Source organism: Microcoleus sp. S13_B4 (assembly GCF_036700885.1).
GTDB lineage: Bacteria > Cyanobacteriota > Cyanobacteriia > Cyanobacteriales > Microcoleaceae > Microcoleus.
This window is the reverse complement of the sequence record NZ_JAUBPU010000021.1, coordinates 1-14,588: the sequence shown is the minus strand read 5'-3', so window position 1 is coordinate 14,588 and position 14,588 is coordinate 1. Positions and strand designations below refer to the sequence as shown.

Here is a 14,588-nt window from a genome sequence, read left to right as displayed (position 1 = left end):
AAATTGGGGGTTAGTATATCTCTAGTTTACTCAGTAAACCTGGAAAGTTCTCAATTGCCTTTAATCTGTTTGAACTTGTCAGTCCGCGTTCTGTACGAACGATCGCAGCTCGTTCGATACTGAAGCCATATTATTAATTGTTTTACGGCTTTAGATTACCAACTGATAATAAGCGGCAAGCCCGGTCGGAAATCTACCTGTTGTCCCTGCACTTCTCCATCAAAACCAAGCTCCACAAAATACTCGGTTCCTATCCGTAAGTTGACCTGATTTGTCTCAAGCACTGCTTGAAGTTCAGGTGACGGATTATTGGCAGCAGGACTGACTAATTCTACGCGAGTAATTTCGCGCCAACCAACACCATGCTCCAAAGGCTGTGACTTATCAGTAGAGTATTGATCTGGACGTTTACCAAAGGGAATTTGGAAAAGCATGGGCTCAGTCAAAACCTCACTATTTGTACCCACCGCGATACTCATCGTTTCAGGTAAATAAGGTGGACGATATGCCCAACTAGAAAATGCAACTGTGTCCTCAGAACCTTTGGCTGGACGCAAACAGATGCCAAACGGACACGCACCATTATTCCGATTTGTCGATCGCTCCCAAAGACGAGTCAGATGAATTGGTTCAGACTTCGCCTCTTCTGGATCGTGAATCCATAACAATTCCAACATTGCGTTATGGAAAAAGAAACAGCGATTGGTTGTACCTTGTCCGCGATGAATGCGAGATCCACCCTCCACTAAACCGAAAGATGATAAACCATTAGCTTCGGAAGCACCAATATCAGTAAGGATGAAAAGATGGTCGAATTCAAATGTCATAGCATTGTTCAGAGAATCAATCGCTCAATTAATTTTAATCCTCTGTGATTGCTTTTTTTGCGATCGCCACGCTTATGCTGCATAGCGTACTGTACCAAAGTATCAAACCTCTACTCAGTCAATCTTTCCCAATCTAAAATCTAAAATCTAAAATCTAAAATCGCGCAATCGATAGTCCCAAACCTCTACTCAGTCAATCTTTCCCAATCTAAAATCTAAAATCTAAAATCTAAAATCGCGCAATCGATCGCCCCAACCTTCCCCAAGCTTCAAGTTACAACTAGATTGAGGAACCATCAGCCGGCATCCGGCAGTCTCAACATCCAGTTACCGACAATTCTGCTAGAGTCAGGTCATCATCCAGTGCATCTTGTAGAGACGCGATTCGCAGCCTCTGCCCCGAAAGCAGTAAAATCCCATCAGCTTGTCACCTGCCACCCGATCGGCAATAACTTAAAAATTAAGGTAGTTTGAAAATAATCGCCCAAAATTGAAAGAAGTCTTGACATCTAACCTACACTCTCTAACTTAGACCCTCTAGCTGCGCTGCCATCCATATTTAAAAGATGCCATGTCAACCTTAGTCATCGTCGAATCTCCGACCAAAGCCCGCACCATCCGCAACTTCCTGCCCTCCACCTACCGTGTAGAGGCATCGATGGGCCATGTCCGCGACCTACCATCCTCCGCCGAAGAAATACCAGAAGCCGTTAAAGGAGAAAAATGGGCGCAACTGGGCGTAAACGTGGAAGCAGACTTTGAACCCCTCTACGTCATCCCGAAAGATAAAAAGAAAATTGTTAAAGAACTCAAAGACGCCCTCAAAGACGCCACAGAACTGATTCTAGCCACTGACGAAGACCGGGAAGGCGAAAGCATTTCCTGGCATTTGCTGCAAATCCTCAAACCCAAAGTTCCCATCAAGCGGATGGTGTTTCACGAAATCACCCGCGAAGCTATCCGCGACGCTTTAACTCACTGCCGGGATATCGACAATCGAGTAGTACAAGCCCAAGAAACTCGCCGAATTCTCGACAGACTCGTCGGTTACACACTCTCTCCGCTACTGTGGAAAAAAATTGCTTGGGGTTTGTCCGCCGGTAGAGTGCAGTCAGTCGCTGTACGCCTGTTGGTGCGCCGGGAACGGGAACGCCGCGCCTTCCGCCAAGGTAGTTACTGGGATTTAAAAGCCCTTTTGGAAAAGGGCAAAATTTCCTTTGATGCCAAACTCGTGACAGTCGGCAATGTAAAAGTTGCAAACGGCAGCGATTTTGATGAAAATACCGGGCAAATTATCGCAGGCCGCCGCGTACTTTTGCTGAACGAAGAACAGGCGCGGGCCTTACTCTCACGCATTCAAAACAAACCTTGGACTGTCACCAATCTCGAAGAACGGCCAGTCACCCGCAAACCCTCGCCGCCGTTTACGACCTCGACTTTGCAGCAGGAAGCTAACCGCAAGCTGCGGCTGGGTGCGCGGGAAACCATGCGAATTGCCCAAAGTCTGTACGAACGCGGTTTTATCACCTATATGCGGACGGATTCGGTGCATTTATCCGAACAGGCGATCGCAGCGGCGCGCAGTTGCGTGCAAGAACTTTACGGCAGCGAATACCTCAGCCCCCAACCGCGCAAATATACGACGAAAAGCAAAGGTGCCCAGGAAGCCCACGAAGCTATCCGTCCCGCCGGTAGCACTTTTCGGACTCCCCAGCAAACGGGATTAGATGGGATTGATTTCCGCCTCTATGATTTGATTTGGAAGCGGACTGTGGCTTCTCAAATGGCCGATTCCCGCCAAACTCACGTCACGGTACAAACTCAAGTAGAAGATGCCGGTTTCCGTTCCAGCGGCAAACGCATTGATTTTCCGGGCTTTTTGCGGGCATACGTGGAAGGTTCCGACGATCCGAATGCGGCGTTGGAAGACCAAGAGGTGATTTTGCCGGCGCTGAAGGTGGGGGATAAACCTAATTGTAAGGATTTAGGGGCAGTTGGCCACGAAACTCAACCTCCCGCCCGCTACACGGAAGCTTCTCTGGTCAAAATGCTCGAAAGCGAAGGTGTGGGCCGTCCGAGTACCTACGCGAGTATTATCGGTACAATTGTCGATCGGGGATATGCGAAATTAATAGCTAACGCCCTAATTCCCACATTCACCGCTTTCGCCGTCACGACTTTATTGGAAACACATTTTCCCGATTTAGTAGACACCGGTTTTACTTCCCGAATGGAACAAACCCTCGATGAAATTGCCACCGGCGAAGCTAAATGGCTGCCGTATTTGGACAAGTTTTATCGAGGGGAAACTGGGCTGGCAACTCAAGTCAAAGAACAGGAAAATCAAATCGATGCCAAAGTTGCCCGAACTGTGGTATTGGAGAATATATCCGCCAAAGTGTGCATCGGCAAATTCGGCGCATATCTGGAATCTGAAAGCGAAGAAGGCTTGGTAAAAGCATCGATTCCCCAAGATTTGACGCCGGCCGATTTAGACCCGGAACAAGTGGAGTTTCTGTTAAAGCAAAAAACGGAAGGCCCGGAAAAATTGGGTCTTCACCCGGAAACCGGGGAACCGATTTATGTGCTGATTGGCAGTTATGGGCCATACGTTCAGTTAGGGGATATTTCGGAAACGAACAAGAAACCGAAGCGGGCTTCTTTACCGAAGGGGACGGATAAGGATAAGGTGACGCTGGATATGGCGGTGAGTTTGTTGACTTTACCCCGCTTGTTGGGCACTCACCCGGAGACGGGGGCGAAGGTGCAAGCTAATTTGGGGATGTACGGGCCTTATGTGGTGCATGACCAGGGTAAGGTGGGGAAAGATTATCGATCGATCAAACCGCCTGATGATGTTTTGACTATAATGCTCGATCGGGCATTGGAAATGTTGGCGCAGCCGAAAGCCGCCCGCGGCAGCAGCAAAACAGCTACACCTTTGAAGGAATTGGGCGCCCATCCAGAATCGGGAGAACTTATCAATGTTTACGACGGCCGTTATGGGCCCTACGTCAAACACGGCGATATCAATGCTTCTTTGGCTAAGGATGAATCTGTGGAGAATTTCACCTTACAAAAAGCACTGGATTTGTTAGCAGCGAAGGAAGCAGCGGGCGGCGGAAAATCTAGCAGCAAGTCGAAGAAGTCAACTAAGACTGCGGCGAAGTCTGAGACTGCAACGAAGAAGACTGCGGCGAAGAAAACGACTGCTAAAAAGACGGAGACTGCCGTGAAGAAAACGACTGCGGCAAAGTCGGAAACTGCGACAACAGCAAAGAAAACTACTGCTAAGAAGACGGCGACTGCGACAGCGACTAAGAAGAAAACCAACTGAAATTAGTTTAGTTTTTACTCATCCAGAAACCCGGTTTATTAAAAAAACCGGGTTTCTTTATTTATAAAACACTAGACAACATGGCAAAAATAGGTTGGTAGTAAGGACTGAAGTCTTTAAAATTCTCTTCTCTTCCTTTGTGCCATCAGCGTCTTCGTGGTTCGCCCGCCCCTATTTTTTTTGAGACATATCAATTCCAACTCTTGTCAAGCCTAGCTTTTTAGCTTACTTGTTACCCATCGGCAAAATCATCCTATTTACTTATTGACAATTGCTCCTCTCTTTTGAATTGTCATGGATCGAACATATAAGGTTAAAAATTGTATCATAAGCAACAGAAAGTACCCAATCTTTTATGTACCGCTCTACAATGGACAAAAGAAACAAGATTAAGAGGCGCGATCGATATGGATATGAATATGGATATGAATGGAAACCTAGACTGGGAAGAAGCATTTGAGTACAGAGCGGGCTTAACAGTAGAGTTGAAGTCCCAGCCAGGGGTTTTGCATACGATCGCTTACTATGAAGTGATGATGGTACCGCCCATCTGGTTAGAAAATGACCCGCGTCCCCGCTATCCTCACGAACTGCGAGTCGTTACCCACCAGCCAACTGTGTCCAATGTTTGCCGGATTTCACAGTGTCCTGTTTTAGTCGCCTCCTAGGTTTTTTCAGCGGGAAATATGCGCGATGGCATCTAGCCAGCAATCAAACCGATGCAGTGATTTTCGGGTTGAGGTTGCTTGAGTTTACTTGGTGGTGATCGGCTAAGTAGTCGTAGGGTGCGCCGCCATGAACAATCCCTAACGCAGCATATCGACAATCTCACAGATCCGCACCTGTGCGATCGAGAGCCGATGTAAACAAACTCAACACTTATTTTCTAGCCAAACTTTGTAAAAATGGTATTATTTTAGGGTTTCGGTAATTCCTTTCCCTATCCATAACCGCACGTTGGTCTAAAATCTCCTCAGCGACCAGAAAGGCGATATGGGCGATCGACTTTCACCAAAAAACTGCGGTAATCCAAAAGTATATTGGTACAAATCGTAGAAATCCATCTTGATATTAATCAGAGTTGTTTGAGGTTTTTCCTAGGGTGACTAATTCGGTTTATTAACACAAAAGTGACCACTTTAACCATAAAAATTAAATTGGTATGTTAAGATGATACAATCCCTTACCATACTTGATTTCAATTATGGCTGAAAAATTAATAGTTAGAAACTTTGCTGGCATCAAGGATTTGGAGATTGAAATCAAGCGAATAAATATACTTATTGGCCCTCAAGCCAGCGGTAAAAGTGTTTGCGCTAAACTTCTATTTTATTTTAAGAACTTTGTATGGGAAATTTTATCGGTTGTAAATAATGAGCAGACAAAACGCAATCTAGATTCAAACTATTCCAAGACGTTTGAGGAATATTTTCCTCCTGATTCTTGGGGAAAACAAGATTTTTTCATCAGGTATGAAATTTCCAATGTTTTTATAGAAGTTAGTAGAAAACAGGATACCAAAGGTAGAATTTCCCTCAGCTATTCAGATTTTTTCAAGAAAGAATTGGCAGACCTACGCAATTTGCTAAAAAAAGGAAGAGAGAAAAGCTCGGAAATAGCTCCTAGTTTTGATATTATTTATAGTTCACTTTTTAGCCAAAAAATTTTAAAAGATCACTTAGTAGAAAGTTTAGGCAGGTCCATTGGTCGAGAGGCAGCCTTCAATCAGCTTTTTATTCCTGCTGGCCGCTCATTTTTCTCTAATATTCAGAGCAATATTTTTTCTATTATGTCAAGCAATAATACCTTAGATCCATTTCTAAGATCGTTTGGCTCAACATACGAAGGGATAAAAAATTTGCGTATACAATATAAAATTGCTCCTGAAGATAAATATACAAAAGATATACTAGAGGAAATAAACAGGCTAATAGAGCAGTCTTTATGTGGTAAGCATATACAGGAAAAAGGCAAAGATTTTCTGGAGGTGGCAGATGGAAGACGTATTAGTATTGCGAACTCATCTTCCGGTCAACAGGAAACATTGCCTCTGACAATTATGCTAGCTGCACTACCTTTACTAGCTTCCCCTCCTGTCGGTCAGACAGTGTATATTGAGGAGCCGGAAGCGCATTTATTTCCAAGTGCACAGCGTAATATTATTGAATTGATCGCTACTGTCTTTAATTCTCGCAAAGAGCAACTTCAATTCTTTATAACTACCCATAGTCCTTATGTCCTGACAGCACTTAATAATCTGCTCCAGGCTGGGCTTCTTTATGAAGAGTCCAGCGAAGATATACAACATCAACTAGAAAAGATTGTATCTAGATACAAATCCTTAGAGGTTTCCGATCTCTCAGCCTATGTTTTGAGCGATGGAAAATGCAATAGTATTGTGTGTCCTGATACTGGGTTGATTGATGCGCGAGTGATTGATTCTGTTTCTGATGAACTAGCTATTGAATTCGATCAACTTCTCAACTTAGTTTGAATCGTATATGAAAGAAATTCTTCCAGAGTGTGAGGAACGTAGATCGGACACCAAGATTGTCTTGCAGGAAAACAAAAGTAAAATAACGTTCCTCAACCCGAATCAAGACGAAATATTAAAAATTAAGGTTGATGGCTGCGTTATTAGTGACAATGAGACTTTGCGTTGCGACTACGCACTCATTCCTTCTGATGCAGTAGAAATATATGTAGAGTTGAAAGGAAGCGATATTGCACAGGCGGTTAAACAAATAGAATCAACTATTAAATTACTTTCGGAAAATCCCCAAAAGATTAAGAAGCTATGTTTTGTCGTATCTACACGAGTGCCAAAACAGACAACAAGTATACAACAGCTACAAAGTCAGTTTAAGAAAAACTTTAATGCTAGTTTCCGAATCAAGAATATTCAAGATGAGTATGATTTAAGTAAGTCCACAAGCTAAACTAACGAGAACTTTGATATGACGAACATACAAAACTTTAGCAGAAAAGGAGTCAGCAGACGATCGCCCTGCCTCAACTAAATTTGAGTTCGGATTTATTATAATTAATTCTGGCATCTACCTTAAGAAATATCTTTTCTGGACTTCCACAACACATCCCACCACTCCCAACATATACTACGGATCAGTGTGCAGTGCACACCCTACAAAAACTTTTGTGTAAATCCTATTTTCTATTGCTGAATTCCTTGAACCCCGCAATTTTACGCCTTTTTTTCCTCAGAATTGTGCGAGATTTAGCCAGAAATTAACATTGATTTAAACTTTAATGTAAACATAAACGAGCTAGAATTCAAGAGTTTGCGTGGAAGACATCGAGTTTAAAGACAAAATGTCACAAATAACAAATTAATATCGATCGCACTTCTCGATCGCACTTTACAAAACAACCAAAACTCAGGAGTCAATCGCCGATGATGCTAGGAACAACCGAGATTCCGCAATTAAAGCCGCTTTCAGACTCAGAACTACACAAAATGAACGCCTACTGGCGCGCGGCAAACTACCTATCCGTCGGACAAATCTATCTCCTCGACAACCCCCTACTCAAAGAACCACTCAAACTCGAACACGTCAAACCCAGACTCCTCGGACATTGGGGCACCACTCCAGGCCTCAACTTCATCTACGTTCACCTCAACCGCCTGATCAAAGCCCAAGACTTAAACGCTATCTACATCGCAGGCCCCGGACACGGCGGGCCGGGCTTGGTCGCCAACACCTATCTCGAAGGCACTTATACCGAATATTACTCGAACATTTCCCAAGATGAAGAGGGTATCAAAGGGCTGTTCAAACAGTTCTCCTTTCCCGGCGGTATCCCCAGCCACGTCGCCCCGGAAACCCCCGGTTCGATTCACGAAGGCGGCGAACTCGGCTACGCCCTCGTCCACGCTTACGGGGCGGCCTTCGACAATCCCGATTTGATTGTGGCGGCCGTTGTCGGCGACGGGGAAGCGGAAACCGGCCCGCTGGCTGCTAGCTGGCACTCTAACAAGTTTCTCAACCCGGTTCGGGACGGGGCCGTGTTGCCGATTCTGCACTTGAACGGCTACAAAATTGCCAATCCAACGCTGTTGGCCCGCATTCCGCAAGAGGAATTGGAAAGTTTGATGGTAGGTTACGGCTACAAACCTTATTGGGTGGAAGGTTCAGACCCGGAAACCATGCACCAGTTGATGGCTGCAACTCTCGATACCGCGATCGGCGAAATTAAGGCGATTCAGGAAAAAGCCCGGACGGAGGGCTATTCGGGCCGTCCCCAGTGGCCGATGATTGTGATGAAAACTCCCAAAGGCTGGACGGGGCCGAAGGATGTTGACGGTAAGAAAACTGAGGATTATTGGCGATCGCACCAAGTTCCACTTTCGGAAATGGCTTCTAAGCCGGGACACGTCCAACTCCTGGAAGATTGGATGAAAAGCTACAAGCCGGAAGAACTTTTCGACGAAAATGGCAAGTTAATTCCCGAATTGGCGGAACTCGCACCCAAGGGATCTCGACGGATGGGGGCAAATCCCCACGCTAACGGCGGCCTGCTGCTGCGAGACTTGAAAATGCCGGAATTTGAAGACTTTGCCGTTGACGTGCAAAAACCGGGCACTGTAATGGGAGAAGCAACCCGCGTTTGCGGCCGCTTCCTGCGAGAGGTGATGACACTGAATCAGGAAAACGCGAATTTCCGCATTGTCGGGCCTGACGAGACGGCCTCAAACCGCCTCGATCCGGTGTTTGAAGTGACGAACCGGGTGTGGGCGGGGGAAATTTTGCCCGAAGACGACCACATCTCCCCCGACGGCCGGGTGATGGAAGTCCTCAGCGAACATCTATGTCAGGGATGGCTGGAAGGCTATTTGCTGACGGGACGCCACGGCTTTTTCTCTTGTTACGAAGCGTTTATTCACATTATCGATTCGATGTTCAACCAACACGCCAAGTGGTTGAAAACTACTAACGATATTCCTTGGCGCCGACCGATCGCCTCTCTCAACTACCTGCTAACTTCTCACGTTTGGCGGCAAGACCACAACGGTTTTTCTCACCAAGACCCGGGTTTTATCGACCACGTAATTAACAAGAAAGCGGAGGTTGTGCGGGTTTATTTGCCGCCGGATGCGAACACTTTGCTGTCTGTAACGGATCACTGTCTCCGCAGCCGCCACTATGTCAACGTGATTATTGCAGGGAAGCAGCCGGCATTGCAGTATTTGGATATGGATGCTGCAATTAAACACTGTACCGCCGGCATCGGTATTTGGGAGTGGGCCAGCAATGATAAAGGTGGCGAACCGGATGTGGTGATGGCTTGCGCGGGTGATGTTCCGACGCTGGAAACTTTGGCTGCTGTTGACATTCTCCGCCGAGATTATCCGGATTTAAAAGTGCGGGTGGTTAATGTGGTGGATTTGATGACTCTTCAGCCTTCGACAGAACATCCTCACGGTTTGTCTGACAAGGATTTTGATGCTTTGTTCACGAAAGATAAGCCGGTGATTTTTGCTTTTCACGGCTATCCTTGGCTGATTCACCGATTGGCTTACCGCCGGACGAATCACTCGAATATTCACGTTCGGGGTTACAAGGAAGAGGGTACGACTACGACGCCGTTTGATATGGTGGTGGTTAATGACCTCGATCGATTCCATTTAGTTGGAGATGTACTCGATCGCGTTCCGAAACTGAGTTCTGTAGCAGCTTACGGCAAACAAGCCATCCGTGACAAGCTGATCGAGCACACGCAGTATATCACCAAGCACGGCGATGATATGCCGGAAATCCGCGACTGGAAGTGGCCGCACGCGGGCCCGGTTTCGCCGGAACCGCCGCAGGAAACGACTGATCCGGGGGCGACTGCAGAACAAACCGTGCGATCGGGTGCACCGGGCTAGCGATATTCTGGGTAGGGACACGGCAATGCCGTGTCCGGCACAGGATCGTGGATTAGGACACGGCAGTGCCGTGTCCCTACGGGATTCCATTTGTTTGAGAATAAATCTGCCGTAATTCAGGATTTAGATATCCACAAGGGATTGGTCATGCTTAAAGAAATAGAAATCCAAAATTTTAGGTGCTTTGAGCAAATCAAAATTTCTGGTTTTGAAAGAGTAAATTTAATCGGCGGTAAAAACAATGCCGGCAAGACAGCCTTGCTAGAAGCAATTTTTCTCTATAAAGATCCGGACGGTAGAAGTATATTTGCATTAAAAACGCTGAGAAGGGAATCCTTAGAATCTATAGAACCGATAGAACCGATTGAATCGATAGAACCGATTGAATTAATACAATCCAGATTTAAGAGGGGATGGGAAAACTTTTTTTATTCCCAGAACAAAGACGCAGCTATAGTAATTCACGGAAAAGATGAGAGTAACGTCATACATAAAATAGAAATGTGCTTAGATGAATCGGGAAATGTGAACAATATTTTCGATGACCAAAATGTAGAAAGATTAAGAGAGTCCTTCTTGAAGGATAAAGATGATTTGTTAGTCCTAAATATTAAGTCAAATCGAGATAATCAAGAAAGTGTTCAGTCCGTTGTAATAGCTACTTCATCAAGACAATACTGGTTTGGGAAGCGTCCTAATGTTAACGAACCGCCTTTTATTCCCTCTTGTATGAGGTCTTCGGGGACAGATCTTATGGAACTATTTGACCTCGCGCGTTTGGATGACAAATATAGGGAAGTTTTGAAAGCTTTTCAAGTTCTAGACTCTTCAATAGAATCAGTAGAGAGTTTTTTGATTGGGGAACCCACGCTCTACTTGAGAAGAAAAGGTGAAAAGCGTTTGCCTTTATCATTGTTTGGAGATGCCATTAACAGAGTTGCAGAAATTATCCTTAAACTGGTCAACAACAAACATAAAATCTTGCTAATCGATGAGATAGAAAATGGTATACACTATACAAGTCAGCGGGAATTTTGGAGATTCTTATTTCGGTTGGCGGTTGAATTGGATACGCAGATTTTTGCTACAACTCACAGTTTAGAGATGCTTCAAGCATTTGCTGATGTTGGTTTAGAACCCAATCAGAAATGCAGCAGCGCATATTTTGAACTAGCAAGGAAACTCAAAACAAATCAAATAATCGGAATTCGGCGCGATTTGGAAACTCTTAGTTATGCCATTGAGCATCAAGAAGGAGTGAGAGGTGAGTAATATTGTCATAGTAGAAAGTAAAAATGATAAGATTTTTATGCAGGCAATGGTTAAGAAACTCAACTGCGATATCCAGGTAGCATCACCTATTTATATAGATGATTATAAAAGTTTGGAAGGGTTGAGCGAAACAGAGTTAATCAAAGCTTTTAAAGCTTTAGAAGCAAACATTGACAAAAAAGGTATCGAAAAGATTGGAATTATTATCGATATTGATAATTGTTCAGAGCAAGAACGGCTGAAATTCGTAGATAAATGTATAAAAGAAGTGTTTGAAGCTGAAAGCTTGTCAAGCACTAAACACTTTATCGATATTTGTGCCGATAATGGAACAAATGCAAAATTGGCTTGTTACTTTACAAATGTTGGAGGTAAAGGCGAACTGGAAACGCTTTTAAAGGCAATAAAGGCTAGAGAATCACCTCATGCTGATTGTTTGAATAGCTGGAAAACTTGCATAGAAGGCCAGGGACAGCAAATTAACCAGAAAGGTTTTGATAAATTCTGGGTGAGCATCTATCTCAGGTATGATACTTGCTCAGATAACGAACAGCAACAAGCTGGCCGAAAATGCACTATGTCTGGGTTTGATTATGTTATGGAACGCAAAAAAGATATTTGGGATTGGAATCATCCTGTTCTCGATGATTTGAAGGAGTTTTTTAAACTCTTTTGCTAACATAGTAAAATTCACACACAATTAACTCATGAGCTTAAAAATCTACTTTGTACGACACGGTGAAACGACTTACAGTAAGGCTGGCAGTTTCTGCGGCCATATCGATCCAGAATTAACGCCCGAAGGTTCTCAAATGGCAGAACAGTTTGGCGCCGCTTACGCAAAATTGCTTTGGAATGCTGTTTATGTCAGTCCGATGAAACGCACAATTGCTACTGCAAAACCTTTGTGCGATGCTGTGGGAATTGAAATGCAGCTTCGCGACGGACTTAAGGAAATTAAGTACGGTGAGTGGGAAGGCAAAACAGTAGAAGAGGTCAAAAAAGACTACGAAGAAGATTATATTAACTGGCTGACTGAACCTGCTTGGAATGCACCGACGAATGGCGGCGAAACTTCCGTGGAAATTGCTAGCCGATCGTCCTTAGTTATCGCAGAAATCCAGGAAAAGTACAAGAGCGGTAATGTTTTGGTTGTCTCGCACAAGGCGACTATTAGAATTATTCTGTGCAGTCTGTTGGGGATTGATTTGGGACGTTATCGCTACCGCATTGGCGCTTTAGCAGCTTCTGTCAGTATTGTTAAGTTTGACGTGCGTGGGCCGCTGCTGGAGGTTTTGGGCGATCGATCGTACATGGATGAGACTCTCCGCAATTTACCTGGTACTTGAAATTGCGGGTAAGGTGCGGGGGCGCACCCTACAGTGTGAAACTAAATCGCACCGATGTAAGACAATCCTAAAATTGTACCCGTTCCCAAAATATGACCGAAGCAGAGACTTCCCACAAGTGCACCCAAACTCAAGCCGCCGACCAAACCCGATGAGGGCGCGGCTGGGCCTGTGTGAGGCTTTTGGATGGTCGATCTGCCGATCGCAATAGCTAAAATATTGCAAAGAATCATAATCAAACCGATTGTGGGGTTCCACTCTACGGTTCTGGCGACAGTGGCAAGTAAAATTGGTGTAAACATCGATCGGCTCCTTAAACTTTAGTAAATGAAAATCTGCCTAGAAGATATATCAAAAAAATGCAACTGTTAGCTACAGATTGCATTAACAGTTAATTTTTCGACATTTTTCTTAATAATTTTCCCTGAGTCTCAAGATTTTTTAATCCCCCTCTGCTGGGACGAAAGTTTGACAAAACGCGATTTCAATCGCCTAGCGATCGAAAGAACGAATCAACAGGACATAATAAAGCATGAAAATACTGGTGTTAAATGCGGGTTCTAGCAGTCAAAAGAGCTGTCTTTACGAGTTAAACGATGTCCTGCCCGATCGACCTTTGGACCCCCTCTGGTCAGCTCAAATTGATTGGACTCACCAGCAGGGTATAGCAGAGTTGAAAGTCAAAACAGCAAAAGGCGATCAACTTGAAGAGGAGTTTTCCTCAGACTCTCGCAAAGATGCTATTTCTCGAATGCTGGAGAGTCTTGGGAGGGGAAGAACTCAAACAATTAACGATTTAAAAGAGATTGATATTGTCGGCCACCGCGTCGTACATGGCGGGGAAGATTATCAGCAAAGTACGTTAATTTCGCCGGATGTTAAAAAGGCGATCGCCCGTTTATCTGTTTTTGCCCCTGTCCACAATCCGGTTAACCTCGAAGGTATCGAAGCGATTGAAAAGATCCTCGAAAATGTGCCACAAGTAGCAGTATTTGATACAGCTTTTCACGCACAATTGCCGCCCGCAGCCTTTGTTTATCCCGGCCCGTATGAATGGCTGGAAAATGGGATTCGGCGCTACGGTTTTCACGGGATTAGCCATCAATATTGCGCGCGTAGGGCTGCCGACATTCTGGGTAAAGATTTGGCAGACTTGCGGTTGATTAGCTGTCATTTGGGCAACGGATGTTCTTTGACAGCCATTCGCGGTGGCTGGAGTGTTGACACGACGATGGGATTTACGCCTGTGGAAGGTTTGATGATGGGAAGTCGATCGGGTTCGATCGATCCAGGCATTCTCATTCATCTGTTAAAACAATCCGATTTTACTGCTGAGAAACTTGATGGTATTCTCAATCGAAATTCGGGTTTAAAAGGGATTTCAGGGGTGTCTAGCGATATGCGGCAGATTGGAGATGCGATCGCCCAAGGTAATGAGAGAGCTCAACTTGCTTTGGATATTTACATTCACCGCTTGCGCGCGGGAATTGGGGCGATGCTGGCGAGTTTGGGAGGGTTGGATGCTTTAATTTTTACGGCGGGAGTTGGGGAAAATTCTGCTGTTGTGCGGGCTGCTGCTTGCGAAGCTTTTGGATTTATCGGGTTGAAATTGGATGGGGATAAAAATCAACAGTCACCGATCGATCAAGATATTGCGGCACTGGATTCAGCGGCGAGAGTTTTAGTCATTCACACGCAGGAGGATTGGGAAATTGCGCGAGAATGCTGGAAACTTTATCACTAATTTATTTTATGGATTCTCGCCTCTTCCGTACTTAGTGTGCTGGCGTTAACTTAAATTTATCATGAAGGCTTGCTAGGTAAGGCTTGGAAATTATGTAGGGCTTGCTGAATATATCGATCGCATATTACGTGGCCTGGGTTAAGAACTGGTGCGTTCGAGAGTCATCGCCGTG

At 44.9% G+C, this 14,588-nt stretch carries 11 protein-coding genes; 9 read left to right on the top strand and 2 right to left on the bottom strand.

The genetic code is table 11. The annotated features are described in order from the left end of the window. Positions 1 to 155 precede the first annotated feature (155 nt). The gene (locus QT994_RS13825) at positions 156 to 827 is read right to left on the bottom strand and encodes a hypothetical protein (RefSeq protein WP_333175395.1); all 672 of its coding nucleotides are present in this window, start codon (positions 825 to 827) and stop codon (positions 156 to 158) included. Between the two features lie 571 nt (positions 828 to 1,398). On the opposite strand from QT994_RS13825, the gene topA reads away from it, so the two are divergent. The 8 genes from topA (at position 1,399) to QT994_RS13785 (ending at position 12,672) form a co-directional block, all read left to right on the top strand. Further along, entirely contained in the window at positions 1,399 to 4,164 is a 2,766-nt protein-coding gene (topA, locus tag QT994_RS13820; protein ID WP_333175393.1) for a type I DNA topoisomerase, read from the top strand. Positions 4,165 to 4,589: 425 nt separating this feature from the next. Further along, positions 4,590 to 4,832 (top strand): hypothetical protein, encoded by a 243-nt coding sequence (locus tag QT994_RS13815; protein ID WP_333050767.1) that lies wholly within the window; start codon positions 4,590 to 4,592, stop codon positions 4,830 to 4,832. A 536-nt stretch (positions 4,833 to 5,368) separates the two neighbouring features. Continuing rightward, positions 5,369 to 6,658: an ATP-binding protein gene (locus tag QT994_RS13810; RefSeq protein WP_333175391.1), complete on the top strand. Its 1,290-nt coding sequence runs from the start codon at positions 5,369 to 5,371 to the stop codon at positions 6,656 to 6,658. Positions 6,659 to 6,665: 7 nt separating this feature from the next. Beyond that, entirely contained in the window at positions 6,666 to 7,103 is a 438-nt protein-coding gene (locus QT994_RS13805) for a hypothetical protein (protein WP_333175389.1), read from the top strand. Positions 7,104 to 7,576: 473 nt separating this feature from the next. Then, complete coding sequence (locus QT994_RS13800) at positions 7,577 to 10,051, top strand: phosphoketolase family protein (protein WP_333175386.1); 2,475 nt, start codon at positions 7,577 to 7,579, stop codon at positions 10,049 to 10,051. Positions 10,052 to 10,141: 90 nt separating this feature from the next. After that, a complete protein-coding gene (locus QT994_RS13795) occupies positions 10,142 to 11,323 on the top strand; it encodes an AAA family ATPase (RefSeq protein ID WP_333175383.1) in 1,182 nt (393 codons plus the stop codon). Beyond that, a complete protein-coding gene (locus QT994_RS13790) occupies positions 11,316 to 12,002 on the top strand; it encodes a DUF3226 domain-containing protein (RefSeq protein WP_333175382.1) in 687 nt (228 codons plus the stop codon). Before QT994_RS13795 ends, QT994_RS13790 begins: the two co-directional genes overlap by 8 nt. Before the next feature lie 28 nt (positions 12,003 to 12,030). Beyond that, positions 12,031 to 12,672, top strand: coding sequence for a histidine phosphatase family protein (locus QT994_RS13785; protein ID WP_333175381.1), 642 nt, complete (start codon positions 12,031 to 12,033; stop codon positions 12,670 to 12,672). A 41-nt stretch (positions 12,673 to 12,713) separates the two neighbouring features. On the opposite strand, the gene psaK is transcribed toward QT994_RS13785, so the two are convergent. Beyond that, entirely contained in the window at positions 12,714 to 12,974 is a 261-nt protein-coding gene (psaK, locus tag QT994_RS13780) for a photosystem I reaction center subunit PsaK (RefSeq protein WP_333175379.1), read from the bottom strand. A 230-nt stretch (positions 12,975 to 13,204) separates the two neighbouring features. On the opposite strand from psaK, the gene QT994_RS13775 reads away from it, so the two are divergent. Continuing rightward, entirely contained in the window at positions 13,205 to 14,416 is a 1,212-nt protein-coding gene (locus tag QT994_RS13775) for an acetate kinase (RefSeq protein ID WP_333175377.1), read from the top strand. Positions 14,417 to 14,588 lie beyond the last annotated feature (172 nt).

What these genes read in the sequence shown, in the direction of transcription:
- QT994_RS13800 (WP_333175386.1), top strand. Translation starts at nt 7,577, where the DNA reads ATGATGCTAGGAACAACCGAGATTCCGCAATTAAAGCCGCTTTCAGAC.
- QT994_RS13775 (WP_333175377.1), top strand. Translation starts at nt 13,205, where the DNA reads ATGAAAATACTGGTGTTAAATGCGGGTTCTAGCAGTCAAAAGAGCTGT.
- topA (WP_333175393.1), top strand. Translation starts at nt 1,399, where the DNA reads ATGTCAACCTTAGTCATCGTCGAATCTCCGACCAAAGCCCGCACCATC.
- QT994_RS13805 (WP_333175389.1), top strand. Translation starts at nt 6,666, where the DNA reads ATGAAAGAAATTCTTCCAGAGTGTGAGGAACGTAGATCGGACACCAAG.
- QT994_RS13825 (WP_333175395.1), bottom strand. Translation starts at nt 827, where the DNA reads ATGACATTTGAATTCGACCATCTTTTCATCCTTACTGATATTGGTGCT.
- QT994_RS13815 (WP_333050767.1), top strand. Translation starts at nt 4,590, where the DNA reads ATGAATGGAAACCTAGACTGGGAAGAAGCATTTGAGTACAGAGCGGGC.
- psaK (WP_333175379.1), bottom strand. Translation starts at nt 12,974, where the DNA reads ATGTTTACACCAATTTTACTTGCCACTGTCGCCAGAACCGTAGAGTGG.
- QT994_RS13810 (WP_333175391.1), top strand. Translation starts at nt 5,369, where the DNA reads ATGGCTGAAAAATTAATAGTTAGAAACTTTGCTGGCATCAAGGATTTG.
- QT994_RS13785 (WP_333175381.1), top strand. Translation starts at nt 12,031, where the DNA reads ATGAGCTTAAAAATCTACTTTGTACGACACGGTGAAACGACTTACAGT.